The 24,462-nt window shown below is 57.1% G+C and carries 23 protein-coding genes; 1 reads left to right on the top strand and 22 read right to left on the bottom strand.

What is annotated here, in order from left to right; all coding sequences use genetic code 11:
• Nucleotides 1-584: 584 nt before the first annotated feature.
• The 22 genes from I6L48_RS19250 to tapM all read right to left on the bottom strand — a co-directional run bounded on the left by I6L48_RS19250 (nucleotide 585) and on the right by tapM (nucleotide 21,616).
• Complete coding sequence (locus tag I6L48_RS19250; RefSeq protein WP_139739520.1) at nucleotides 585-1,244, bottom strand: hypothetical protein; 660 nt, start codon at nucleotides 1,242-1,244, stop codon at nucleotides 585-587.
• A gap of 546 nt (nucleotides 1,245-1,790) precedes the next feature.
• Entirely contained in the window at nucleotides 1,791-2,222 is a 432-nt protein-coding gene (locus tag I6L48_RS19255) for a leucine-rich repeat domain-containing protein (protein WP_139739519.1), read from the bottom strand.
• A 113-nt stretch (nucleotides 2,223-2,335) separates the two neighbouring features.
• Nucleotides 2,336-2,656, bottom strand: a complete 321-nt coding sequence (locus I6L48_RS19260; protein WP_139739518.1) for a hypothetical protein — start codon at nucleotides 2,654-2,656, stop codon at nucleotides 2,336-2,338.
• 234 nt (nucleotides 2,657-2,890) lie between these two features.
• Nucleotides 2,891-3,313, bottom strand: coding sequence for a hypothetical protein (locus tag I6L48_RS19265; RefSeq protein WP_216987611.1), 423 nt, complete (start codon nucleotides 3,311-3,313; stop codon nucleotides 2,891-2,893).
• A 226-nt stretch (nucleotides 3,314-3,539) separates the two neighbouring features.
• Nucleotides 3,540-4,337, bottom strand: a complete 798-nt coding sequence (locus I6L48_RS19270; RefSeq protein ID WP_202007323.1) for a DUF1338 domain-containing protein — start codon at nucleotides 4,335-4,337, stop codon at nucleotides 3,540-3,542.
• Nucleotides 4,338-4,406: 69 nt separating this feature from the next.
• Entirely contained in the window at nucleotides 4,407-5,876 is a 1,470-nt protein-coding gene (gene astD / locus I6L48_RS19275; protein ID WP_216987612.1) for a succinylglutamate-semialdehyde dehydrogenase, read from the bottom strand.
• Between the two features lie 67 nt (nucleotides 5,877-5,943).
• Nucleotides 5,944-6,963 (bottom strand): arginine N-succinyltransferase, encoded by a 1,020-nt coding sequence (gene astA / locus I6L48_RS19280; protein WP_039039587.1) that lies wholly within the window; start codon nucleotides 6,961-6,963, stop codon nucleotides 5,944-5,946.
• A gap of 75 nt (nucleotides 6,964-7,038) precedes the next feature.
• On the bottom strand, nucleotides 7,039-8,256 hold the full coding sequence (locus I6L48_RS19285; RefSeq protein WP_041212571.1) for an aspartate aminotransferase family protein: 1,218 nt from the start codon (nucleotides 8,254-8,256) through the stop codon (nucleotides 7,039-7,041).
• Nucleotides 8,257-8,534: 278 nt separating this feature from the next.
• Complete coding sequence (locus I6L48_RS19290; RefSeq protein ID WP_041212570.1) at nucleotides 8,535-9,116, bottom strand: aminodeoxychorismate synthase component II; 582 nt, start codon at nucleotides 9,114-9,116, stop codon at nucleotides 8,535-8,537.
• A 321-nt stretch (nucleotides 9,117-9,437) separates the two neighbouring features.
• Complete coding sequence (locus I6L48_RS19295) at nucleotides 9,438-9,653, bottom strand: hypothetical protein (protein ID WP_010673831.1); 216 nt, start codon at nucleotides 9,651-9,653, stop codon at nucleotides 9,438-9,440.
• A gap of 119 nt (nucleotides 9,654-9,772) precedes the next feature.
• Complete coding sequence (gene trpS, locus I6L48_RS19300) at nucleotides 9,773-10,777, bottom strand: tryptophan--tRNA ligase (RefSeq protein ID WP_010673830.1); 1,005 nt, start codon at nucleotides 10,775-10,777, stop codon at nucleotides 9,773-9,775.
• 39 nt (nucleotides 10,778-10,816) lie between these two features.
• A complete protein-coding gene (locus I6L48_RS19305; RefSeq protein WP_052814888.1) occupies nucleotides 10,817-11,482 on the bottom strand; it encodes a phosphoglycolate phosphatase in 666 nt (221 codons plus the stop codon).
• Nucleotides 11,469-12,143: a ribulose-phosphate 3-epimerase gene (gene rpe / locus I6L48_RS19310; protein ID WP_216987613.1), complete on the bottom strand. Its 675-nt coding sequence runs from the start codon at nucleotides 12,141-12,143 to the stop codon at nucleotides 11,469-11,471. Before rpe ends, I6L48_RS19305 begins: the two co-directional genes overlap by 14 nt.
• A gap of 190 nt (nucleotides 12,144-12,333) precedes the next feature.
• Entirely contained in the window at nucleotides 12,334-13,206 is an 873-nt protein-coding gene (locus I6L48_RS19315; RefSeq protein WP_029314124.1) for a Dam family site-specific DNA-(adenine-N6)-methyltransferase, read from the bottom strand.
• A gap of 70 nt (nucleotides 13,207-13,276) precedes the next feature.
• On the bottom strand, nucleotides 13,277-14,833 hold the full coding sequence (locus tag I6L48_RS19320) for an SPOR domain-containing protein (protein ID WP_041215625.1): 1,557 nt from the start codon (nucleotides 14,831-14,833) through the stop codon (nucleotides 13,277-13,279).
• On the bottom strand, nucleotides 14,823-15,905 hold the full coding sequence (gene aroB / locus I6L48_RS19325) for a 3-dehydroquinate synthase (protein ID WP_039039582.1): 1,083 nt from the start codon (nucleotides 15,903-15,905) through the stop codon (nucleotides 14,823-14,825). Before aroB ends, I6L48_RS19320 begins: the two co-directional genes overlap by 11 nt.
• A 17-nt stretch (nucleotides 15,906-15,922) precedes the next feature.
• Nucleotides 15,923-16,441 carry a shikimate kinase AroK gene (aroK, locus tag I6L48_RS19330; protein ID WP_010673824.1) on the bottom strand — a complete coding sequence of 173 codons (519 nt, stop codon included), beginning with the start codon at nucleotides 16,439-16,441 and terminating at the stop codon, nucleotides 15,923-15,925.
• A gap of 191 nt (nucleotides 16,442-16,632) precedes the next feature.
• The gene (locus I6L48_RS19335; protein ID WP_216987614.1) at nucleotides 16,633-18,858 is read right to left on the bottom strand and encodes a type IV pilus secretin PilQ; all 2,226 of its coding nucleotides are present in this window, start codon (nucleotides 18,856-18,858) and stop codon (nucleotides 16,633-16,635) included.
• Nucleotides 18,859-18,874: 16 nt separating this feature from the next.
• Complete coding sequence (locus I6L48_RS19340; RefSeq protein WP_029314119.1) at nucleotides 18,875-19,402, bottom strand: pilus assembly protein PilP; 528 nt, start codon at nucleotides 19,400-19,402, stop codon at nucleotides 18,875-18,877.
• A 2-nt stretch (nucleotides 19,403-19,404) separates the two neighbouring features.
• Nucleotides 19,405-20,001, bottom strand: a complete 597-nt coding sequence (gene tapO, locus I6L48_RS19345; RefSeq protein WP_041212566.1) for a PilO family type IV pilus biogenesis protein TapO — start codon at nucleotides 19,999-20,001, stop codon at nucleotides 19,405-19,407.
• Nucleotides 19,998-20,567, bottom strand: a complete 570-nt coding sequence (tapN, locus tag I6L48_RS19350) for a PilN family type IV pilus biogenesis protein TapN (RefSeq protein ID WP_039039579.1) — start codon at nucleotides 20,565-20,567, stop codon at nucleotides 19,998-20,000. Before tapN ends, tapO begins: the two co-directional genes overlap by 4 nt.
• Complete coding sequence (gene tapM, locus I6L48_RS19355; protein WP_164882057.1) at nucleotides 20,555-21,616, bottom strand: PilM family type IVa pilus assembly protein TapM; 1,062 nt, start codon at nucleotides 21,614-21,616, stop codon at nucleotides 20,555-20,557. The genes tapN and tapM overlap by 13 nt, the downstream gene beginning before the upstream one ends.
• Nucleotides 21,617-21,914: 298 nt before the next feature.
• Between tapM and I6L48_RS19360 the strand changes: the two genes are divergently transcribed.
• Nucleotides 21,915-24,404, top strand: coding sequence for a penicillin-binding protein 1A (locus I6L48_RS19360; RefSeq protein ID WP_216987615.1), 2,490 nt, complete (start codon nucleotides 21,915-21,917; stop codon nucleotides 24,402-24,404).
• The last annotated feature ends 58 nt before the right edge of the window (nucleotides 24,405-24,462 follow it).

A 24,462-nucleotide genomic window follows, 5' to 3' on the forward strand; every position in this document is an offset into this window, starting at 1 on the left:
CGCTTCTTTATATCCACTTACATCGGATAAATTATGGTCTTCGGGATGATATTGAACTTTATAGCTGTCACCAAAGTCATACTCTATCGCAGTTCTTCTCGTACCTAACTTATCCGCGGGAAGACCTTTAAATGGGTTAAATGTGTTTGCGATGTCGGTGTTTTTGCACATCTTTTAGTAGCTCGAAAGGTCTGTCTCTTTGGCTTAAGCCGCTTTACATCCTTGGGATGTCGAATTTTTTCCCCCCGCAGCACCTTCTGTCTTGGTGGCAACTTTAGCAGCACTCGCCGTTGATTCGGTAGCCTTTATCGATGAAACCAATATGAAGCATCTTGGCTCCTGAATCCAGCCCTGCGAGAGCGAAGCTCTGCCGATACTACTCAAGAGCAGTGACTCATATATCACGTTGAATGCTATAGAGTCAGGCATCAACCAGATTTTCAACTACACCCAACCAACTCGATTCTCGCTTCCTAGAATAGGAAACGGAGGCATCTTGCCATAATCACAGTGATCTTTCTTTTCGTGAACTACTTTAGCGATAGCTATATCTGCACAATCATCGTAACTCTTTGCAATGTCATTTAATCGGAGGTTACATCTCCAATATCAAACAGACCTAATTCTTTCTTATCCTTTGATTGATACCGAACAGTCGTTTTGTCAACCCATCTAATATCACCAATACGAGCATTAAATAAAAACTCATCCGGTTCTTCAGAGAAAAGGTGTTCATTAAGAAGCTCATTACCATCATTATCTTTTATCACAATGAAACAGTTAAACGCTTCTTCATCATGACTTCCAACCAACTCAGCTGACATGCTTTTATTCCGACTTAACTTACGTTTTATTGTGTATAAATTGACAAAATTTTCTCGAACAACCATCTCGTACGCTTCATGAAAGGGGCTCTTCGGCCATCCTTCCATATCGCACAATGAAATAAGTGAGCTGTATAGTGCATCAAGAAGAAACCTTTTCTTGGCGATTATATTCAACCCCTCAAAATAGTCATAATCGAACGTCTTATAATACTTAATCACTGAGCTACTTAACTCAGTGGTACCAACTCTTTCATCTGGCCCACAAAGTTTTACAACAACCCTATAAACACCATCTGTTTCTATAGGATCAAAGTGGCGCTCAAAATGGGCACAAACACATCTGCTGAACAGCGTGAACTTTCGTGCCAAACCAAGTTCAAGTTTAAATGCCCACAAACTAAATTCTGTCAGTTTCATATCCATACAAACCTATATTGTTTGGCCTTTTTTGATCTGGCAGTTCATACTCTGGTTGGCGAATGCCTTCTTCAAAGTGGATTTTTCCTTCCCTGGATATTACTCCAAATTCAGTTGATGAGCCATCATCTTCAAGTTGATAATTGACTCCATGGGAAGCACTACTTTCATTAAGTCACTGACCGATGATGTCTTTCTTTTCACTATCGGTGTCCGCATTCTGAATCAGATAGAGAAACTGATTTTAAGTACTCATAGTCGCATCTCAGTGTACTTCTTTTCAACTCAGCTGATTTCTCTTCCTTGACTGCAACACTAGTAGCCTCCCCAGCAAGCAGGTACGAAGGGGGCTGGCATCATCACGGTTATTCTTATTTTCCGAACAACGTCATTGACAAGATTTCTGATACCAGTTCGAGTGTTGGCAACATGCTCAGCAGATAATCGGCAAGATAAGATTGTGAGCAATCTTGACATACATAACTTTTCTGCCGGGTTGTAAGCTACCCTCAAAAAAATGCATGAATATCATTCATGATTGATTACTCAAGATAACACTTCCATCACCTGTTCTCGGGTATGGGTGTAGTGACGTTTATTAGCAAACCACATTTTCTTTAGCGTTGGAATATCCAATAAGGAAGTCAGATCTCCATCTTCAATGGTTGTGTCCCCTATAAAGATGATACTTTCTAATGATTGGCTGTGTGCAAGTGGCCTCAAAGATTTAACTGCCCCACAGTCAGTTAATACAATCTCTTTGAGGTTTTTTAGCTCACTCAAAATAGCTATATCATAAACTCTTTTACAGTTTTCAATTTCTATAATCTCTATCTGCTGACACTTATCTATGCCTGAAAGATCTTCTAGCTTAGGACAGTCGGCCAAATCTAGAATGGATAACGAGCTAAGTTCCTCTATTCCTGACAATGATTTTATTTTTTTGGAGGTTAGTTGTAGACGTCTTAATAAAGACATTCTATTAAGTTCTTTCAAGTTTTCTGAAGGATAGTTAACAATATTTAGCAGATTCAATTCATCACAAGCGAAAATCGTCTTCGCTTTAGGCCTCCAAAAAAGCTTAAGTAGTTTTAATTTTTTAGTTTGGAAAAATCAGGAGCCTTCGTAAACTCACACTGTAATCCTAAATATTCAAGATTACTGATAGACTCTAATGGAGTGATATCCTTGACACCCCAAGAATAAATTTCAACGCCAGAAAGAGAAGGCAAGTAATTTATAAATGAAATGTCATTTCCATTCCAGCCTGCGGATTGACTTAAACGAAGCACTGAAATATTTTCTTTATCGATTATTGATTTAAAACTATCCGACCAAGGAGCTGTCAAGACAAGGCAACGTCCCATTCCATTTTCAACCTCATCGATAAAATATTTTTCATTATTTATCAAAGAATTAGTTCCTGTTTATGACAATGGGGTAAATTTTGTTTGATACGTTTTAGAGAAATGGGCAAGCATACCACTCATGGTTCTTAATTCGATGTTCCTCCACCTGCTCTTCATCTATCTTCCAAGTAAAATTCTGTAACATGAACATATTGATTACAGCCTAGCTAACTTTTATACTTATCTTAATAATAATAGGATTTAACAAATACTTATCGAAATATCAACTGACTCTAATCAATCATAATAGCCATTTTCAAAGACAATAATACTTTCAGCAGGTAATGATGTGTTGTCATCCGCATCAGGAGCGTATGCATCTATACCCAACACATGGGATGTTAGCGATGCAGACTCTACTTCTAGGCCTTTGTCTTTATCTGAAAGATACGTGATCAAGCCCTTGAAATGAATTTTTAGCAAGTCCATTTCTTCGAACTCTGGAACCGCTGGTTCAGTAAACTCTATCGCCTCCAAAACGCCAGAGGCGTTGTAATATGCGAACACGCCTAAATTCTCAAAGTAATCACATGGGAATACAGACTCCTCCGCTCTTTTAAAAGAGTCAAACACTCCCCCTAATAATAATCTCACTTGGTCAGGAGTCATACCAAACTTGATTTTCCCTGCCCCCACAAAGGGGGAAATTAAAAATCTCATAAAATATTCTCACTTAAGAATCAGTCACATGCTACAGACATAGTTCAGCATTTCGTTTTGGCATCATCTGTTTAATGGAATATTTCAATGATGTATATCAAATGACTTTATTCATTCCTTTGGGCAAGCGCTTAGCCCGACAGGGCACTACACCACAGCAATAATTTGACCGTATTTAATCCAAAATAAAAACGCCCCAGGCGGGGCGTTGTTTTCATGGCGGCCATTACATGGCGTTGGTGGATTCGAAGATCTTGTCGGCCGACGCTTCGACGAAGCCAGGGTAGAGCACGCCGTCGGCCTGCGGATAGCGCAGGGCAAACTCGTAAAAGCAGCTCGGGATGGTGCGCACGCCGTCGCTGAAGGGCACCTCGGCCTTGTCTGCCATGGTGGAGGATTGCTCCAGCATCACCTCGGGATCGCCCTTCACCTCGCCGCCAACGGCGTTGAGCACGAAGCCTGCCGCCTTGAGCGCCGCATTCACCTGCTGGATGGTGTCGAAGTCCTTCAGGCGGTTGATGTTGACTGTGAAGTGGTTGGCACGATAACCCCAGGCGGCCATCCAGGCGGCATACTCGCTCTCTGCCAGCAGGGTCTGGTAATCGGTGTGAGAGACCTGCCAGGGCGCGCCGGCGTAGAGGAAGGCCGGGGTGTCGGTGAGGTGATCGGGTACCTGATCCACCAGCTTGTGGATGATGGCCTGGGCACCTTCGGAGAGCTCTTCCACCTTCAGCTCGCTGATGAACACCTTGGGCGCATCAGGATCTTTATGCTCGAAGTGTTTGGCATAGAGCTTCTTGGCCTTGAATACATACTCGCCCTTCTCTTCATACCCCAGGGCGCGGAAGTGGGCCGCCAGTTTCTCGAGACCGAGCTTGGGCAGGTTGTAGGTCCGAAACGCCACGTGATCGTTGATGATGGGGGCACCGCCGCCCAGCAGTTGATGAACCTTGTGAGCACTGGGGGTGACCTGAATGTAGTTGTCCCACAGATGGCCAAACAGGGTGTCGATATCCTTTTGCATCTCTCTTTCCTTTGATTGCGGGTACAGACAGGGGCACCTGTTCAGTGCCCCTCTTTTATTTTCTTGTTATCAGAAGGTCAGACCGGGAGACAGCTGATCCGGCATAGCAGCCTTGCTGTCTTCGACGGAGGCGACCGGGTAAGCACAGTAGTCGGCGGCATAGTAGGCGCTCGCTCTGTGGTTGCCGGAGGCACCGATGCCGCCGAAGGGGGCGGCACTGGAGGCGCCGGTAATGGGCTTGTTCCAGTTGACGATACCGGCACGGATGCGCTTGAAGAAGTGGTTCCAGTCCGCTTCGTTGTCACCGAGCAGGCCGGCCGAGAGACCGAAACTGGTGGCGTTCGCCTTCTCGATGGCCGCATCGAAGTCGTCGTAGCGAATGAGCTGCAGCAGCGGGCCGAAGTACTCTTCATCCGGCAGCGCACTGACCGCGGTCACGTCTATGATGCCCGGGGAGACAAAGCCGGTGCCCGCTTCCAGGTGGTTGAGGGCAAGCAGGCTTTCACCACCGAGGCGCTGCAGGTTGGCTTGCGCCTCGACCATGCCGAGTGCGGCCTTCTCGCTGATCATGGCGCCCATGAACGGCTGCTCGGCGGCGTCATAGAGGCCGACCTTGATCTGGCCGACCACCTCCACCAGGCGCTTGACCAGGGCATCGCCCCGCTCGCCGCGCTCGACAAACAGACGGCGCGAGCAGGTGCAGCGCTGGCCGGAGGTAATGAAGGCAGATTGCACGATGGCATGAACGGCGCCGTCGACGTCGCTCACATCTTTCACGATCAGCGGGTTGTTGCCACCCATCTCCAGTGCCAGGATCTTGCCCGGCTGGCCGGCAAACTGCTGATGCAGGAAGTGGCCGGTACGGGAGGAGCCGGTGAAGAAGAGGCCGTCGATGTCCGGGTTGCCGGCCAGCGCCTTGCCGGTGTCGACCTCCCCCTGCACCAGGTTGAGCACCCCCTTGGGCAGCCCCGCCTCCTGCCACACCTTGACCATGGCTTCAGCCACCATGGGGGTCAGCTCGGAAGGCTTGAACACGACCGCATTGCCGGCGATGAGCGCCGGCACAATGTGGCCGTTGGGCAGGTGGCCCGGGAAGTTGTAGGGGCCGAACACGGCCACGACGCCATGGGGCTTGTGGCGCACGAACGCCTTGGCGCCCGGCATGGGGTTTTCCACCGTGCCGGTGCGCTCGTCATGGGCACGGATGGAGATGGCAATCTTGCCCTGCATGGCCGCCACTTCGGTGCGGGTCTCCCACAGGGGCTTGCCGGTTTCACGGGCTATGGTCAGGGCCAGCGCCTCCTTGTGCTCGCCGAGCAGGTCGGCATAGCGGCGCACGATGGCAAGGCGCTCTTCAAGGGCCAGATCGGACCAATGGTAGAAGGCCGTGCGGGCCGCCTTGACGGCCGCATCCACCTGGGACTGGCTTGCCGCCTCACCACGCCAGATCACCTCGTTTTTGGCCGGGTCGATGGATTCGAACGGCTTGCCTTCACCGGCCAGCCACTGGCCATCGATAAACTGGACTAAAGACATCATCAATTCACTCCCTGTGGGTACGCAGGCCGCCTCGGCAGCCTGTCTCAATGCTGTGCTGCGGGGCGGGTCAATCCAGATCGACGACGCGCACCATGTCGCCATTTTCCACCTTGAGGGCGGCCGCCATCTTGGGCGGAATGATGGCTTCGTGCTTGTCCAGATCGACCCGGATGTTGCCGTAGCAGGCGCGGTATTGCTCGAATCTGGTGTTGCAGATGAGGTAGGTATGGCCGCCGATGGGCTCACCCACCAGCACCGCCAGCTTCTGGCTGCGGCGCACGCTGCGAATGTTCTTCACCTCGCATTCGACGGTGGGGCCGGCGTCGAAGATGTCGACATAACCGCGATTCACGAACCCCTCATCCTGCAGCATCTTGAGGGCAGGCCGGGTCTTTTCGTGGGTCTTGCCGATAACGGCGCGCGCCTCGTTGCTCAGCAGATTGACGTAGATGGGGTACTTGGGCATCAGCTCGGCGATGAAGCGCTTCTTGCCGATGCCGGTCAGATAGTCGACGGTGGGAAAATCCATCGAGAAGAAATGTTTTTGCAGCCACTCGTAGAAGGGGCTGTGGCCGTTGCCATCGGAGACACCACGCATCTCGGCAAAGACGGTACTGTCAAACAGCTCGGGGTGTTCGGCCATGAACAGGAAACGGTGCTTGGAGAGCAGACGGCCGTTGAGCCCCTCGCGGGCGCATTCACGCAGAAACAGGGTGCAGAGCTCGGAATTGCCGGTGTAGTCGTTGGAGAGGGTGAGGGTTTCCACGACATTGTAGATGCCGAGCTTGGGGGAGGAGTGCACCACCTTGCCGATGTGATAGTTGTAGAACGCCTGGGACAGGCCGACCGCCGCGTCGATGGCGCAGGTACCGACCATCTCCCCGGTCTCCAGATCCTCGGCCACGAAGAAATAGAGGCACTCGCCCTTGCCGGCGGGCTTGTCCAGGAAGGTCTGGGTCGAGGCATCGATCTTGCGTTGCAGCAGCTCGTCGTTGACCGGCAAGGATGTCATGCCGGTGCCGGATTCGATGGCACAGGTCTTGAGGCCGGCGAAGTCGCGCTGCTCGATAGGACGGATAACCAACATAAATGACAACTCCCTTTCATTGACGACAGGTGGGGTCCCGGCTCCTGCCGGGAGGGCTCCCCACCTCAATTTGGATCAGGCGTTGACCACCTGAGCGACCGCTTTCTCGAACCGTGCCAGCCCTTCCTTGATGTCCGCTTCCGGGATCACCAGGGAGGGGGCAAAACGCACAACGTTGGTACCGGCAACCAGCGCCATCAGGCCCTGATCGATGGAGGCCAGCAGGAAGTCGCGGGAGCGGCCCTTGAAGTCATCGTTGAGCACGGCGCCCAGCAGCAGGCCCTTGCCGCGCACTTCGCTGAAGCAGTGGTACTTGGCGTTGATGGCTTCCAGCCCTTCGCGGAACAGCTGCTCGCGCTGCTTGATACCGCTCAGCACTTCCGGGGTGTTGACCACGTCGATCACCGCCTCGGCCACGGCACACGCCAGCGGGTTGCCGCCGTAGGTGGAGCCGTGAGTGCCCACTTTCAGGTGGGAGGCGATCTCGGTGGTGGTCAGCATGGCCCCGATGGGGAAGCCGCCGCCCAGCGCCTTGGCGCTGGTGAGGATGTCCGGGGTGATGCCCAGACCCATGTAGGCAAACAGCTCGCCGGTACGACCGACACCGGATTGCACCTCGTCATAAACCAGCAGGGCGTTGTGCTTGTCGCACAGCTCGCGCACCCCCTTGGCAAACTCGTCGGTGGGGCTGATGATGCCACCCTCGCCCTGCAGCGGCTCCATCACCACGGCGCAGGTGTTGTCGGAGATGACGGCAGCCAGCTCCTCCAGGTTGTTGTAGGCGACGTGGGTGATGTCGGCAGGCTTGGGACCGAAGCCATCGGAGTAGGCAGCCTGGCCGCCGACGCTGACGGTAAAGAAGGTACGGCCGTGGAAGCCCTGGTGGAAGGCGATGATCTGGGTCTTGTGGGCCCCGAACTTCTCGATGGCGTAGCGGCGGGCCAGCTTGAGGGCCGCTTCGTTCGCTTCGGCGCCGGAGTTGCAGAAATAGACCTTCTCGGCGAAGGTGGCGGCGACCAGTTTCTTGGCCAGGCGCAGGGCCGGCTCGTTGGTCATCACGTTGGAGAGGTGCCACAGCTTCTCACCCTGGGATTTCAGGGCCTCGACCAGTTTGGGATGACAATGGCCCAGGCCATTGACCGCGATCCCGCCCGCGAAATCCACATACTCGCGGCCTTCCTGATCCCAGACACGTGACCCCTCGCCGCGCACCGGGATGATTTTAGCCGGCGCATAGTTGGGAACCATCACTTCATCAAACACTTCACGTGTCACTGCCAACAACTCTGACATATTGCTCTCCTGCTATCTCGCGGCAGAATAATCCACCGCCCAAAAGTTAAATCCGTGTAAACGTGGCGGAATTATCACAGAAAAAAAGTAAAAAGTCTGTAACTTAACCGCCTATAAGGAACAATGTTCGATTGCCTTTGAGATTTTAGGCAACCGCATTGCATAACGGCTCAGGGGGTGTTGGCAAGAGATAATTTGGACAGGGAGGAGGGTGAATAAAGTCTCAGGGAAATTTTTTTTTGCCTCATGACGGTTTTGAGACAGACATCGCAATTTTTTCAGGAAACGGCCAAAAAGTTGGCCAGCAACTGGTGCCCCTGTTCGCTCAGAATACTCTCCGGATGGAACTGCACTCCCTCCAGCGCCAGCGTTTTATGCCGCAGCCCCATGATCTCGTCCGGGCTGCCGTCGGCATGTTCGCTCCAGGCGGTGACCTCGAAACAGTCGGGGAGCGACGCCGCCTCCACCACCAGAGAATGATAGCGGGTCACCCGCAGCGGGTTGTTGAGCCCCTTGAACACCCCCTCCCCTTTGTGACGGATGAGAGATGTCTTGCCGTGCATCACCTGACGGGCACGCACCACCCGGGCACCAAAGGCCTGTGCCAGCGACTGATGGCCAAGACAGACGCCGAGGATGGGGATCTCGCCGGCAAAACGGGAGATGGCGGCCAAAGAGATGCCCGCCTCGTTTGGCGTGCAGGGGCCGGGAGAGATCACCAGATGGCGGGGGGCAAGCCGGGCTATCTCCTCCAGGCTCAGCTCATCGTTGCGCCTGACCACCACCTCTTGCCCCAGAGCGCCGAAGTATTGCACCAGGTTCCAGGTAAAAGAGTCGTAGTTGTCGATGAGTAGCAGCATGCAAACACCCTGGGAATAAGACAGAGACGGTGATCGGACAGCCCGTTGCGAGCGCGGGCAGACAAACGCCGCGCATTCTGGCATGTCTCATTGCGTTAATAAACCGGCGATCACCTCACCTGCTGTGCAGTCTGTCCGCTCTTCAATGGCGATCCAGGCCTGTCGACCCCACCCGGCGGTGGGCCTGTCCCCGATCGGGCAGCATCAGCCGCTCCATGTCAGGATGGCAAGGTAAAAGAGACGGGAGGCGACCGGGAAAAGGGCACAGGTCGTGACAGGCAGATGGGAAGGAGTCACCTTGGCAAGGGCTGACAACGGACCTCAGCGGTCCAGATAACGGCCCTGTTCCAGTTCCCGTTCCCGCTGGCACTCGGCCAGATAGATGGCAGCCGCGATGGCCGGGGTCTTGTGGTGCTTGTCGATGGCGTTGGAGACCATCAACTGCAAGGTATTGAGGCTCTTGGCCTTGCGAAACTTGCGCAGCCAGTGACCCTTGTCACCCAACTCTTCACTCAGGGTTTGTGATTCGACAGACATGCTTTCTCTTGGGGCAAAGCCCGTGTTTGACATTGGGGAGGTTGCGACAAACCGGAAGGTGTAAAACAAAGAAAGCCAGGCATCCACCCAGCTCTCTTCTACTACACCTTCCCAGTATGTCAGGCTCGAGGAACGAAGCCGACGACATCATATACGCTGATCAGGGTTTTTTCAGCCCTTTCACGCGCCTTTTGTGCGCCAGCCGCCAAAATGGCCTGCAGATGGGCCTCATCCTGACGCAGCTCGCGGAAGCGCGCTTGGATGGGTTCCAGCAAGGCGACCACGGCATCGGCCGTTTCACTCTTGAGGTGGCCGTACATCTTGCCTTCGAAGTGCTGCTCCAGCTCCGGGATGGAGCGGCCGGTCACACCGGACATCAGGGTCAGCAGATTGGAGACCCCCGGCTTGTTTTCGGGATCAAAACGCACCACGGCCGGCTCGTCGGAGTCGGTCATCGCCCGCTTGATCTTCTTGACGATCTGCTTGGGATCTTCCAGCAGGCCGATGAAGTTGGCCTCGTTGTCGTCGGACTTGGACATCTTCTTGGTCGGGTCCTGCAGGCTCATCACCCTGGCCCCTTCGGTCGGAATGAAGGGTTCCGGCAGGGTGAAGACTTCGCCATAGAGGTTGTTGAAGCGGGTGCAGATGTCGCGGGTCAGCTCCAGATGCTGCTTCTGGTCATTACCCACCGGCACCTGATTGGCCTGATAAAGCAGAATGTCGGCCGCCATCAGCACCGGATAACCGAACAGGCCGACGTTGACGTTGTTCTCGAATCGGGCGGACTTGTCCTTGAACTGGGTCATGCGCGACAGCTCGCCCATCTGGGTGTAGCAGTTCAGGATCCAGCCGAGCTCGGCGTGCTGGGGCACGTGGGACTGGATGAAGACGGTGCTCTTGGCCGGGTCGATGCCCACCGCCAGATAGAGGGCGGCTGCGTCGAGGCACGCCTTGCGCAAGGCGGCCGGATCCTGGCGGGTGGTGATGGCGTGCAGATCGACGATGCAATAGAGGCAGTCGAAGTCATCCTGCATGCTGACCCACTGACGCAGGGCCCCCATGTAGTTGCCGATGGTCAGCTGGCCCGAGGGTTGGGCACCGCTCAATACGATTGGTTTAGTCATCAGAGTAGTAATCCTTGTTATCCGCCAGCCCGGTCTGGATCAGACCAGCAGGGCGTCGAGTTCGGCAAACTGCTCGCAAACCCAGTCGGGGCGGGAGTCTGCGATAGGGCGGCCATAGTTGTAGCCATAGGTGAGCCCCACCACCTTCATGCCGGCGGCCTGGGCGGCCAGCACGTCATTTTCGGAATCCCCCACCATCAGGGTGCGGGACGGGCTGACACCCAGCTCGTGGCAGGCGTGCAACAGCGGCTCCGGGCTCGGTTTCTTGACGGGTACGCAGTTGCCCCCGAGCCAGAGTGCGAAACAGTCGCTGATGCCGAGGGCCTCCAGAATGGGCTGCACGAAGTGACTCGGTTTGTTGGTCACCACTGCCTGCTGGTAACCCAGCCCCTGCAGACGGCGCAGGCTCCGGGCCACTCCGTCATACATGGCCAGGCCTTCCAGCAGACAGGCCTGATAGTGACGGTCGAACAGGGGGCGGGCCTTGGCAAACTGCTCCGGGGCGTCGCGGTAATCGAGAGCCCGCTGGATCAGCTTGTCGGCGCCGTTGCCGACCCAGGTACGCACCACGGACTCGTCGGCCTCGGCCAACCCCAGATCCGCCAGGGTACGGTTGACCGCCAGCGCCAGTTGCGGGGCGCTGTCAATCAGGGTGCCATCCAGATCGAACAGCACCAGGTCAAAGGGGCGATCAGCGACGGACATGGGCAAGCTCCGCGCGCATCTGGTCGATCACCGCCTTGTAATCCGGCTTGCCGAAGATGGCAGAGCCCGCCACGAACATGTCGGCACCCGCCTCGGCAATCTCGCGAATGTTGTCGACCTTGACCCCGCCATCGATTTCCAGGCGAATGTCGCGGCCGCTCTCGTCGATCAGGCGGCGCACCTGGCGCAGCTTGTCGAGGGTGCCGGGGATGAAGCTTTGACCGCCAAAGCCCGGGTTGACCGACATCAGCAGGATCACGTCCAGCTTGTCCATCACGTACTCCAGGCAGGTGAGCGGGGTCGCGGGGTTCAGCACCAGACCAGCCTGGCAACCCTGCTCCTTGATGAGGCTCAGGGTGCGATCCACGTGATCGGAGGCTTCCGGGTGGAAGGTGATCAGACTGGCACCGGCCTTGGCAAAATCAGGCACGATGCGATCCACCGGCTTGACCATCAGGTGCACGTCGATGAGCGCTTCGATGCCGTAATCGCGCAGCGCCTGACAGACCATGGGGCCTATGGTCAGGTTGGGGACATAATGGTTGTCCATCACATCGAAATGGACCACGTCGGCCCCGGCGGCCAGCACCTTGGCCACATCCTCACCCAGACGGGCAAAGTCGGCGGAGAGGATAGAGGGGGCAATCAGAAAGTCTTTCATCAGCGTCATCCATTGGCAGCGTGGCAGAAAAAACGGCGCAATTTTATCGCAAAAGGGCGATGAAAACGACCCGCATCTACAGAACACGCCGCTCCGGCACCATGGCTGGCAAACGATGCCAGGCGCGGCTCACGGAATGCCAGCGGCAGCATCAGAAATGACAACGGCCCCCTCAGGGACCGTTGTTCACTCAGCCGACGGCAACCAGCTCCGCCTCACCGGGATAATAGCCCTGTTCGGGCTCGATGCCGGGGGGATAGAGCGCCAGCAGCTCGGCCACCTTGTTGCGACCACCGCCGTTGCGGCTGATGGTGCGCTTGACCAGGATCTCGTCGAGCCGGGCGCCACGATAGAGCTCGCGGGTCAACTCGATGTCATGGTTGCTGATGAGCACGGGCACCCCTTTATGGGCGGCGGTGTGGCGAGCCAGCCTGGCCAGCAGCGCCTGATCGTCCAGGGTGAAACCGCCTGCCGAATAGGTGGTGAAACTCGCCGTGGTGGAGAGGGGGGCATAGGGCGGATCGCAGTAGATCACCCAGTCTTCTTCTGCACGGGCCATGGCGTCGGCATAGCTTTCACAGATGAACGTCGCCTTCTGCGCCTTCTCGGCAAAGGCCCACAGCTCTTTCTCCGGGAAGTAGGGTTTCTTGTAGGAACCGAAGGGAACGTTGAACCCCCCCTTCTTGTTGTAACGGCACAAGCCGTTGAAACCATGGCGATTCAAAAACAGGAACAACTGAGCCCGTTCAAACCCGGCCGCGGTCTGGTTGAACTGGGTACGGAGCCGATAATAGGCGGTCTTGTGGTTGTGCTCGGCCACGAACAGCTTGCGGGCCTCGCTGATGAAGCTGTCCGGCTGCTGCTTGAGGTGGTTGTAGAGGCCAATGAGATCCGGATTGATGTCGTTGAGCACATAGGCGTCGTAATCCGTGTTGAGAAACACGGATCCCGCCCCGACGAAGGGCTCCAGCAACACACGCCCGGCCGGCAAACGCTCGGCGATCTCTTCGACCAGGGAGTATTTTCCCCCGGCCCATTTTAAAAACGCGCGTGTTTTTTTCATGGAAGTCCGGTGTTGACAAGGCTATGCCCAAAAAAGGGGGGTGATTCTACCCCCTTCTTCGGGTGGCTGGCTATTGCTTCAATTCTTTTTGTATCTGGGCGAATGACTTGGGCCAGGGTTGTCCCTTGAGCAAGGCAGGCGACAGCTTTCGAATGGCCGCCTTGGCCTGGGCACTGCTGGCGTAGTCTCCCTGCACCACTACATACCAGGGACTGCCACGGAAGCGGGTCTTGTAGACCCACACCTTGCCCGCCAAGCCATGCTCGGCCACAAAGCTGTCTACCGCCTTGGTGTTGCTCGCCCCCATCAACTGGATGCTGTAGTGATTCTTCGGCTTCTTGTTGAGAATCGCCACCGGCGTCAACGCCACCTTGGCCGCTGGGGCTGCGACCGGCGCTGTCTGCGCGCCACTGGCCGGTTGAGCCTCTGTCCGGGCCGGGACACTGCTCGGGGCCGGATTCTTGACCTGGGCCGTCGTTCCGGTCGGGACCGCACGGGAACCGCTCCCCACCAGCTCATCCACCACGGCCGTGGGCAAGGCGCCGCTGACGTTCGGCTGGTTCATCAATTTCTCGACCACTTCGTCGGAGATGACGACCCGGCGCCCCTCATAGTTGGTTGACTCCGTGGTGACCGTCTCGCTTTCGACCTTCTTGGGCAAGGGCTTGGCATCGGACTGCCAATCGCGGGCAACCTGATTCCCTGACGGGATGGCAGCGGCGCCACTGTTCGCCTGAGTACCCAAAGCCCCGCTCGCCGCACCGACGTTCACAGGATCGCTTGAGACGGGATCGGGCAACGCCGTCCCCTGGGACGGTGCCTGGGCGGGGTCCTGGCCTGCACTGTCGAACAGGGGCAGATAGCTCAGGGCCAGCAACCCGCCCGCCAACAGGGCAAGCACGATCGCTATCTTCTTGACGGGCAACTCGGCCTGACGTTTCTTGGGCCTTCTGTCGGTCATGGTATCCTCCAGTAACTGCATGATGGCTGACGGATGTCCGCCCGCCCCATTCAGGATCTCTTCCACTTTCGGCTTGGGCAAGAGGGCTGTCGGGATCTTGAGCTCTTTGGCCTTCTCATACAAGAAGATACGTTGCTCAGGAGCGCTCAGTGGCGCGACTTCCAGCTCGAGGGCTGGCATGGCTCGTCCCTTGAGGAGCGCCTTCTGGTTGCGACACCAGGCGTCATCACCCGAGAGCAGGATGGCCAGTTTATGAGGAGATGCCAGGGTATCGTTGTGACGACAGAGCGCCCACAACTCCCCCACCAGCTCGGCAGGTAAGGTATCGGCACGTTCGATGATGAGCAGCAGTCTGGCAGGCTTGTCACCCACCATGCGAAAGAAGCTGTCCGCCAGGGCATCCTGCGCGTTGAACAGGGGACGTGCCACCACCTGCTGCAACAGCAGCTGGCGCACATCCGCCATCTTCATGGACGGGCTGCCGATGAGGCTGGCCACCCGCACCGCATCGGGCAGTTGGGCAAGCAGCGACTCGCACAGGGTGCCACGGCCACTGCCTGGCTTGCCGGAGAGAAAAACAAAGGGGTGGTTGAACTCGATCAGGTGCAGCAGCCGGTCAACCAACTGCCGCTGAGAAGGCAGCTTGAGCAATTTATTAGTGGTCACGACCAGACTCGATCACCGCCATCAATTGCTCGTCTGTCACATCGGCCACGACCTGGGCCTGTCCGATCCCGATCGGCAGCACCAGCCTCAGTTTGCCTTCCAGCACCTTCTTGTCACGGCGCATATGGCGAATGAAGGCGGCAAAATCCATATCGGACGGTGCCTTGACCGGCAAATCGGCGGCCAACAGCAGATCGCGGACTCGTGCCACCTCTTGCGCCGTCATGTCGCCACGGGCCAGGGCCGTCTCGGCCGCCAGCATGGTTCCCGCCGCCACGGCTTCACCGTGCAGCCAGTTGCCATAACCCTTCTCCGCCTCGATGGCATGGCCGAAGGTATGTCCCAGGTTCAGCAAGGCGCGCACGCCGTGCTCGGTCTCGTCCTGACCGACCACATCGGCCTTGATCTCGCAGCAGCGGCGAATGGCATAGGAGAGTGCATCACCGTCGAGGCGCTGCAGGCGAGTCATGTTGGTTTCGAGCCAGGAGAAGAAGGCGGCATCCCAGATGATGCCGTATTTGATCACCTCGGCCATGCCGGCGGCAAATTCCCGGGCAGGCAGGGTCTTGAGGCAGTCGGTATCGATGATCACATGCTTGGGCTGATAGAAGGCACCCACCATGTTCTTGCCGAGGGGATGGTTGACGGCGGTCTTGCCGCCGACGGAAGAGTCAACCTGGGAGAGCAGCGTGGTAGGCACCTGAATAAACGGAATGCCTCGTTGGTAGCTTGCCGCAGCAAAGCCGACAACATCACCTATCACACCGCCCCCCAGAGCGATCAGAGTGGTATCACGACCATGGCTGGTTTCCAGCAGAGCAGACATGATCCGCTCGAAGGTCGCCAGGGTTTTGTAGGCCTCGCCATCGGGCAGGATCAGGTGTTCCACCTGAAAACCGGACAGCAACTGAATGATCTGTTCAAGATACAGGGGCGCGACCACGGTATTGGTCACTATCATGACCCGCTTGCCCTTGATCGTCTGCGCCAGTACCTCGGGGCGTTGCAGCAGACCGGCAGCTATCTCTATCGGGTAGCTGCGTTCACCCAGTTCGACCTTCAACCTTTCCATGGACGTCCTCTAATGAATTACATACCAATCAACTTGACGATTTGATTAGCGACAACTTTGGCACTCTGGTCATCCGTCTGGATGACAAAATCGGCAACCTCTTCGTACAGGGCGTTGCGCTCTTGCGCAAGACGCTCAAGCACTTCACGGGGCGGCTCTTCGGTTTGCAGCAAGGGACGACGCTTGTCTCTCTGGGTGCGCGCCAATTGCTTTTCAATGGTGGTTTCGAGGTAGACCACGATGCCGCGTGCGGAGAGTTTGTTGCGGGTTTCACGGCTCTTGATGGCACCGCCACCCGTTGCCAGCACGATACCCTGCTGTTCGGCGAGCTCACCGATCACCTTCTCTTCGCGGATCCGGAAGCCTTCTTCGCCTTCAACATCGAACACCCAGCCGATATCGGCACCACTGCGGCGCTCAATCTCATGATCTGAGTCGAAAAACTCCATGTGCAGTTGTTCTGCCAGATGTCTACCTATGGTGCTCTTGCCCGCACCCATGGGACCTATCAGGAAAATATTGCGTTTCTCAGCCATGTCTTTTCGTTAGTAATTACAAACTGTATGGCCCCGGTAAACACTCGACCGGGGTACCTATGAACCTTATCTTGCGATGGATCAGGAGGGGGATTATCTCAGTAGAAACCAGGACTGGCAACCGCAGCCCTTACGCCCCAGCCTCATCGGGGCGTAAGGTTATATGTGTTTTACTCTCACAAGTAAAGTTTTCAGAGGGCGTCGGTCACTATCCTCGGGGTCACGAAGATCAGCAGTTCGCGCTTCTTGTTTTCACTGGTGGTTTTCTTGAACAGATAGCCCAACCCGGGGATATCTCCCAGCAGCGGCACCTTGCTGACATCGCTCTTGATGGTCTGTTGATAGATGCCGCCAAGCACCAGAGTTTCACCGTTGTTGACCAACACCTGGGTGGTGATGGACTGGGCGTTGATGGACACCGCATCCCCGGTTCCGGTCGGCACGGTTTCACCCTTGGTATCCTGAGTCACGGTCAAGTCCAGGATCACCCTGTTGTCCGGGGTGATCTGCGGTGTGACCTTGAGGCTCAGCACCGCCTTCTTGAAGGTGACCGAGGTCGCCCCGCTCGAAGAGGACTCCACATAGGGGATCTCGGTCCCCTGCTCGATCAGGGCCGGCTTCTGGTTGGCCGTGGTGACACGCGGACTGGCGATGATCTCGGCCTTGCTCTCCTTTTCCAGCGCCGAGAGTTCAAGATCCAGCAGGGTACCATTGGCAAGACGGGCAACCTGGAACGCCAGGGTGCCGGCCGCGTTGGTCACCGGCAGGTTGACGTTGAGTCTGTCTTCTACGTTGGGGCGAGTGATGGTGGAACTGCCATCATTGTTTCCGGCGCCATCATTACCCTCTATGGTGCCCGAGGTGCCGTTGCCATGGCCATCCGTCTTGGTCACACCCCAGCGCACCCCCAGTGCCTCATCGAAACCATCATCAATGGTCACCATGCGCGCCTCGATCACCACCTGCTTGACCGGGATATCGAGGATATCCAGCATCCGCTTGACGTTGCTGATGACATCCGCCGTGTCCTTGACTACCAGCACGTTGGTACGTTCATCCACGCTGACCGCCCCTCTGGGGGAGAGCAGCTTGGTACTCTCGGAGGAGAGCAGGGCCGCCACTTCCGATGCCTTGGCATAGTTGATCTGCAGATACTCGGTGTAGAGGGGAGCGAGATCCGCCACCTGGTTGCGGCTCTCCATCTGCTGTTTCTCGCGAGCGGCAATCTCGTCAGCCGGTGCCACCAGCAGGATGTTGTTATCCAGCCGTTTGTCCAGCCCTCTGACCTTGAGGATGATGTCCAGCGCCTGCTCCCAGGGCACGCCATCGAGGCGCAGCGTGATGTTGCCGGAGACCGAGTCCGTAGTCACCAGGTTCAGATTGTTGAAATCGGCGATGATCTGCAACACGGTACGAACAGGAATATCCTGGAAGTTCAATGAGATGGGTTTGCCTTGGTACTGCTTCGCCGCCGTGGTGGCCACCCGTTTTTTCACCTCGATGATGAACATCTTGTCGGCCTGATCGTAACGGTAGTCAAACTGGCCGTTCACCGAGAGCTCGAACAGGGTGTCATTGCCCTGGCGGAACACCTCCACCTGGGAGACAGGGGTAGCAAAGTCCTGCACATTGATGAGGTTGAGCTGATCATCAGGCACCCGGGTACCGTGGAACTTGGCCAGCACTTTCTGACCACGGCTGCTGACATCCACCGCCGCCGAACTGTTGTCCAGCGTCACGAGGAACTCCCCCTGACCTTCCTTTCCACGACGAAAATCCACGCCCTTGACCGAGTTGAAGTAGGCGCCACCCATGTTTGCCTGAGACACGGACAACACCGGCTTGCCGGGGGCAACGGGCGAAGGAGCCACAGTAGGTGTGGAAGCCACGGCAGGCTGAGCCTGATACTGGGACTGGTTCTGGGCAACTCGCTGGGTGTCAATCAATGCAGACTGAGTCACCGGCTGGCTTCTGACGAGCGCAGACTGGCTGGCTGCAACAGGCGCCGCCGAGGAAGCGACCGGCTGCCCGGCCTTGTCTCCCAGCGCCACCAGCAATTTATTGCCCTGCTGATGGACCTGATAGGGGGTGAGCTGATCGAGGGCGATCTTGATGTCGAGCCCCTGCCCCTTCCCCTCCACCAGGAGGTTGTTCACCCCTTGCTGCTTGATGGGCAGGGGATTGACCGTCAGGGCACCGATGGCCCCGGGTACGTGCAGCAGTAGCTGATTGGGCTCATAGGTCAACCTGTCCGTAAAACCGCTGACCGGTTCGCTGAAGCTGAGCTCCAACAGGAGTTGATCGGCCAGCAGGGGATTCACCTTGACCTCCTGCAACGCGGGTACTGCCCACACCTGAGTGCATCCGCCCAGCCACAGCAGCGCCACACCGGTCATCCTTCTTATTGTTGTTCTCATCTCTGCTCATCCCTGATCATAGTTTTGCGTCGAGATTGGCCATGGCCAGCTGGGTTTCTCGGGTGACCCAGCATCCTTTGCCATCCGGTACCGTCTCCATCAAGTCAACATGCGTGTTCGTTATCTTGATGACCCTGCCCTGATCCAGCCCCATGTGCTGGTTGAGCCCGACGCGCACGGCTTGCCCGTCCGGGGTTTTGATCAATGCCCACAACTGCCCCTGCTTGCCGATGGAGCCTTTCATGCTCAGGCTGGCAAGCGAGTAGCGTTCCAGCACCTCCTTTTCCCGATTGGCCACTATCTGGGCACAGTCCGGCTTGGCCTTGGCATCCAGCCTGGAACTGGTTTCCGGCTGGGGTGCAATGAACGGACTACGCTGATCGCTGCGTTGATAGACCATGGGAGAGAAGGGCTTTATCTCCGGCAAAGATTCGATCGGTACCGGCTTTCTGGCCTTTGTCTGTTTGACATACTCATCCATGTCCTCCTGTCCCCCACAGGCCGTCAACAGCAGTGCCGACAAGAGAAGTACGCCCGCTCTCATGCTCATGGCTTTTTCTCCACGGTTTTGCCGTTGTACTTGTAGGTCTTGGCCTGCATGGACATACCGATCAGCTCACCGCCCTTCCCCTGGCTGAGCTGGAAAGAATCCAGGATCACGATGCGCGGCAAAGCAGCCATGTCCGCCGTGAACTTGCCAAGCTCGTGATAGGTGCCCACGACCTCGATGCGCATGGGCAGCTCGGTGGAGAACTCGTGTTTCACCTCTGGCTCCCAGTTGATCCTGTTCAATGTCAAACCGTTGTCGGTGGCAATGAAGCTGATGTCATCCAGCAAACCGGCGACTTCGTGGGTGTTGGGCAGCTGCTTGAGCTGGGTGTCGACCAGATGTTCCAGCTGGACCATCTGCTTTCTGTATGCTTCCAGGTTCGCGGCCAGCATGGCCTTGCTCTCGAATTGTCCCTTGAGCTCAGTCTCTTTTGCGGCTTCACGACCCAGGGCCGCCAGGGAATTGGCAATCACGTAGTAATAGAGTGCCCCACCAAGCAGAGCACAGCAGAAGAAGACAAAGATGCCCTTGGCGATCGGCGGCCAGCGGGCAATGTCATTGAGATCCAGGTCGTTGAGTTGTTGCAGGTTCATTTTTGCCCCTTAGCCACGTTGGGTAGCGCCGTGGCAATCTGGAACATCATGGAGAACTGGCTCAGGGCGATGGGGGCCACCTCGGCCGTGAAAATGGTGCTGAGCTGGGATTGTGTCAGCCAGCCGGAACCGTCGATTCGGCGCATCATGCTGGCTACCCTGCCATAGGCTTCGGTCTTTCCCTTCACGTCTATCTTGTTGTTTTGCAGAGCAAGGCTATCAAGATACACCCCATTGGGGACCAGCACCGGCAGCTGATTGAACAGACGCACAGGGATGTTGCGGCGCATCTGCAACTGCTCGATGAGTTGCATGCGGTCAATCAACTCCTTGCGCCGCTCCTTGAGAAGCCTGATCTCCCCAAGCTGGGTGTCCAGGGTTGCCATCTCTTGCTGCAACCGCTGATTGCGCTGCTGCTGGTAACCGATCTGCTGCTGCACCAGCCAGTCTGCAGCAAAGGCGATGGCTGCCGTCCCCGCCAGGAACAGACCGAACAGGATACCGAATTGTTTCTTCTGACGCTGCGCCCGAGCCTGCCGCCAGGGCAGAAGGTTTATATTTGACATGGTGTGAAGCTCCTCAGTGCCAGCCCGAGCGCCGTCATGTACTTGGCTCCATGAGTCAGCCCCCCCTCTCCCTGCGGCTTGCCAAAGAGTGCAAAGGGATCGGGATGCAGCACCTCGCAGTTGAGCTCGCTGCCGATTTGTCCGGCCAGCCCCGGCAGCAGGCTCCCCCCTCCGGTCAGCACCAGCCTGGAGAGCTCCTTGTTCCCCGAAGAGCTGCAAAACAGCTGCACGTTGCGCCGTATCTGCAACACCAGAGTGCTGAGGTGAGGCAACAGGACATCCACCTCATAATCCGCAGGCAAGGAGCCCTGGAGCTTGGCCAGCTCCGCCTCTTCCATACTCATGCTGTAAAAAGAGGCCAATGCCTGGCTGTATTGATCACCACCAAAATTCTGCAACCGGGAATAGATGACCTGGCCCCGTAGCAGGGCGGCGAAAGTCAGGGCGCTGGCACCGATGTCGACGATGCCAACCGGTTTCTCCGAGGTTTGCAGGTCGGGCAGGCAGGCCAGCACGGCGCGTCCGAGCGCATGGGCCCCCACATCCACCACCATGGTCGTCATGCCAGCCTCCGTCAGGGCACTGACCCGGCCACTGACGCTCTCGGTCCGCGCGGCACTGAGCAGGACCTCCTGACGCCCGTTGTCGCCCGCCATCCCGAGGATTTCAAAATCCAGGCTCACTTCATCGAGGGGAAAGGGGATGAGCTGCTCTGCCTCCAGGTGAACCTGGTTCTCCAGCTCGCTCTCGTTGATGTTGGTATCGACCTGAATGATCTTGGTGATGACATTGGAACCGGTCACGGCCGTGGCCACGTTCTGGCAATCCCCTTGCACGAGCCGCTTGAGCGACTTGAGGGACTGACTGACCCGTTCAATGTCCTGAAGTTGATAGTCGACCAGCGTTCCTCTTGGCATGGGGATCTCGGCAACCGAACCGAGGTGCACCTTGCCGGGACGTCCGCTGATGGTGACGGCCTTGATGGTTTGACTGCCAAAATCAATGCCCGCCATGGAGACGAGGGATCCCTTACTTAATAGCCCAAACATATACACATCCATGCGTTATTGGGTTTTCGGACTTATTGTAGGACAGCGCGTCATGATGTGACGGCTTAACTCAATATAATGCTCTATCTATCAATGTCATAAAGTTTGTGTCAAAAGTTGACGCCCCTCTCCTTTCGGCCTTGATTGCGGCCCCCTTGGTAATTGTGCCCTGGAGTGCTACCCTCCCGCCTCTTCTCGGGGTCGCCTGTTTGCGGACAGGAAAACCTCGAATCCGCGAGGGTAAAAAGGCTATACTCTGCGCCCGTTGGCTAATTTTAAGACGATTGGTAGTTCTTCCATGCTGAAATGGCTCGTTCGCCTGTTTATTGTCATGATGCTGGGTGCTGTGCTGGGCGTTGCCAGCCTCATCGGCATCTACTTCTACATCAAGCCCCAGTTGCCGGACGTCAGCGCCTTGCGCGATGTCAAACTGGCTACCCCCATGAAGGTCTACAGCCGGGATGGGGAATTGATCTCCCAGTTTGGCGAAATTCGTCGCATCCCCCTGCGGCTGGACGAAATTCCCCAATCAATGATCGATGCCGTACTCGCCACCGAAGATGCCCGCTTCTATGAGCACCCGGGCATTGACCCCATCGGCATCATCCGTGCCGCCACCGTCTGGGCCGTCTCCGGCCAGGCGCGTCAGGGCGCCAGTACCATTACCCAGCAGGTGGCCCGCAACTTCTTCCTGAGCAACGAGAAGACCCTGGTACGCAAAATCAAGGAAGTGTTCCTCGCCTGGCGCATCGAGCAGAACCTCTCCAAGGACGAGATCCTCACCCTCTATCTCAACAAGATTCCCCTCGGCTACCGGGCATTCGGGGTCGGCGCGGCCGCCCAGGTCTACTTCGGCAAGGAGGTCAAGGATCTGACCCTGGACGAGATCGCCATCATCGCGGGTCTCCCCAAGGCACCCTCCATGCTGAACCCGATCCGTTCTCCGGAGCGCGCCTTCGCCCGCCGCAACGTGGTACTGGGTCGCATGCTGGAAACCGGCAAAATCACCCAGGCCCAGTATGACGAAGCCTCCAAGATGCCGGTCAAGGCCCGTTTTCACGGTGCCGAAACTACGCTGAACGCCCCTTATCTGAGCGAGATGGTGCGCCAGAAGATGGTGGAGCAGTTTGGTGAAGATGCCTACACCATGGGGCTGCATGTCTACACCACCGTCACCGCCAAGCGTCAGCGCGCCGCCCATCAGGCGCTGCTGGACGGTGTCTTCGACTACGACACCCGCCACGGCTACCGTGGCCCGACCGCCTTGCTGTGGAAAGCCGGTGAAACGGCCTGGGACTACGAGCAGATCATGGCCCATCTGGCCAAGCAGCCGACCTATCAGCCCCTGATGGCCGCCGTGGTCACCCAGCTCGGCGACAAGAGCGCCACCCTGGTGCTCAAGAATGGCAAACAGGCCGAACTGGGCTGGAATGGCATCAAGTGGGCGCGTGCCTTCATCACCGACGATCGCCAGGGCTTTGCCCCGAAATCGGCGCGGGATGTACTCAAAGTCGGCGCCCAGATCTGGGTCAGGGAGAAAGGGGAAGAGTTGCTGCTCTCCCAGATCCCCGACGTCAACGCCGCCCTGGTGGCCATGAACCCGCAAGACGGCGCCATCGAGGCCCTGGTCGGCGGCTTCAGCTTCGAGCTCTCCAAGTTCAACCGGGTCGATCAGGCCCGTCGTCAGGTCGGCTCCAACATCAAGCCTTTCCTCTATGCCACCGCGCTGGAGCAGGGCTATACCCTGGCGTCCCTCATCAACGATGCACCGATCAACCAGTGGGATCCTGCCAAGGGCCCCATGTGGCAACCCAAGAACTCGCCCGCCATCTATGAAGGGCCGACCACCTTGCGCCTCGGCCTTGCCAAGTCCAAGAACGTGATGTCGGTCCGCCTGATGCGCGCCATCGGGCTGGATACCTATATCGACGGCCTGACCCGCTTCGGCTTCGCCCGTGATCACATTTCCGCCAACGAATCCCTGGCGCTGGGTGCGGCGGAGTTTACCCCGCTGGAAGTGGTGCGCGGCTACTCGGTGCTGGCCAATGGCGGCTTCCAGGTCACCCCCTACTTCATCACCGAAGTGACCGACAGCTTCGGCACCCCCCTCTTCGAGGCCAACCCGGCCGCCGCCTGCCGCGACTGCGGCGTGCTGGCCGCCGCCGGTCTCGACAGCGCGGATGCCTATGCCAATACCACGGCAGACTGGAAGGCCCAGTGCCCCATCGATCCTGTCGTGCCCAACAACATGGCACCGCAGACCATCAGTGCCCAGAGCGCCTTCCTCATCACCGACACCCTGACCACCGCCATCTGGGGTGGCAATGGCTGGCGTGGTACCGGCTGGCGGGCAGCCCGTGACCTCAAGCGTCACGACATCTCGGGCAAGACGGGGACCACCAACGAATCCCGGGATGCCTGGTTCTCCGGTTATACTCCGAATCTGGTGGCCACCTCCTGGATCGGTTTTGACAACCACCAGCGCGGTCTGGGCCGGGCCGAGTTTGGCGGCGGCGCCGCCCAGCCCATCTGGATTGACTTCATGAAGACGGCTCTGCAACAGGTGCCCGAGCGCAAGATGCCGGTCCCCGAAGGGATCATGCAGGTCCGCATCGATCGTGAAACCGGTCTGCTGACCAATCGCGCCGATGGCAGTACCACGGAGGAGTTCTTCAAGGAGGGCACAGAGCCCACCCGCTACGCGAGCCAGATCTCCGATGGCAACCAGGTGTATGGCGGTGACGATGCGACCACAGACGGTCCCATCTCCACCGACGACATCTTCTAGGTCCCCCTGGAAACAACAAAAACCGGCGCCCAGGCGCCGGTTTTTGTTTCGGGATGAC

It is taken from the genome of Aeromonas sp. FDAARGOS 1418 (genome assembly GCF_019048585.1).
In the GTDB taxonomy this organism is placed as follows: domain Bacteria; phylum Pseudomonadota; class Gammaproteobacteria; order Enterobacterales; family Aeromonadaceae; genus Aeromonas; species Aeromonas caviae.

Coding starts and splice junctions, on each gene's coding strand:
- I6L48_RS19250 (WP_139739520.1), bottom strand. CDS start 1,244: ATGAAACTGACAGAATTTAGTTTGTGGGCATTTAAACTTGAACTTGGT.
- I6L48_RS19255 (WP_139739519.1), bottom strand. CDS start 2,222: ATGTCTTTATTAAGACGTCTACAACTAACCTCCAAAAAAATAAAATCA.
- I6L48_RS19265 (WP_216987611.1), bottom strand. CDS start 3,313: ATGAGATTTTTAATTTCCCCCTTTGTGGGGGCAGGGAAAATCAAGTTT.
- I6L48_RS19270 (WP_202007323.1), bottom strand. CDS start 4,337: ATGCAAAAGGATATCGACACCCTGTTTGGCCATCTGTGGGACAACTAC.
- astD (WP_216987612.1), bottom strand. CDS start 5,876: ATGATGTCTTTAGTCCAGTTTATCGATGGCCAGTGGCTGGCCGGTGAA.
- astA (WP_039039587.1), bottom strand. CDS start 6,963: ATGTTGGTTATCCGTCCTATCGAGCAGCGCGACTTCGCCGGCCTCAAG.
- I6L48_RS19285 (WP_041212571.1), bottom strand. CDS start 8,256: ATGTCAGAGTTGTTGGCAGTGACACGTGAAGTGTTTGATGAAGTGATG.
- I6L48_RS19290 (WP_041212570.1), bottom strand. CDS start 9,116: ATGCTGCTACTCATCGACAACTACGACTCTTTTACCTGGAACCTGGTG.
- I6L48_RS19295 (WP_010673831.1), bottom strand. CDS start 9,653: ATGTCTGTCGAATCACAAACCCTGAGTGAAGAGTTGGGTGACAAGGGT.
- trpS (WP_010673830.1), bottom strand. CDS start 10,777: ATGACTAAACCAATCGTATTGAGCGGTGCCCAACCCTCGGGCCAGCTG.
- I6L48_RS19305 (WP_052814888.1), bottom strand. CDS start 11,482: ATGTCCGTCGCTGATCGCCCCTTTGACCTGGTGCTGTTCGATCTGGAT.
- rpe (WP_216987613.1), bottom strand. CDS start 12,143: ATGAAAGACTTTCTGATTGCCCCCTCTATCCTCTCCGCCGACTTTGCC.
- I6L48_RS19315 (WP_029314124.1), bottom strand. CDS start 13,206: ATGAAAAAAACACGCGCGTTTTTAAAATGGGCCGGGGGAAAATACTCC.
- aroB (WP_039039582.1), bottom strand. CDS start 15,905: ATGGAAAGGTTGAAGGTCGAACTGGGTGAACGCAGCTACCCGATAGAG.
- aroK (WP_010673824.1), bottom strand. CDS start 16,441: ATGGCTGAGAAACGCAATATTTTCCTGATAGGTCCCATGGGTGCGGGC.
- I6L48_RS19335 (WP_216987614.1), bottom strand. CDS start 18,858: ATGAGAACAACAATAAGAAGGATGACCGGTGTGGCGCTGCTGTGGCTG.
- I6L48_RS19340 (WP_029314119.1), bottom strand. CDS start 19,402: ATGAGAGCGGGCGTACTTCTCTTGTCGGCACTGCTGTTGACGGCCTGT.
- tapO (WP_041212566.1), bottom strand. CDS start 20,001: ATGAACCTGCAACAACTCAACGACCTGGATCTCAATGACATTGCCCGC.
- tapN (WP_039039579.1), bottom strand. CDS start 20,567: ATGTCAAATATAAACCTTCTGCCCTGGCGGCAGGCTCGGGCGCAGCGT.
- tapM (WP_164882057.1), bottom strand. CDS start 21,616: ATGTTTGGGCTATTAAGTAAGGGATCCCTCGTCTCCATGGCGGGCATT.
- I6L48_RS19360 (WP_216987615.1), top strand. CDS start 21,915: ATGCTGAAATGGCTCGTTCGCCTGTTTATTGTCATGATGCTGGGTGCT.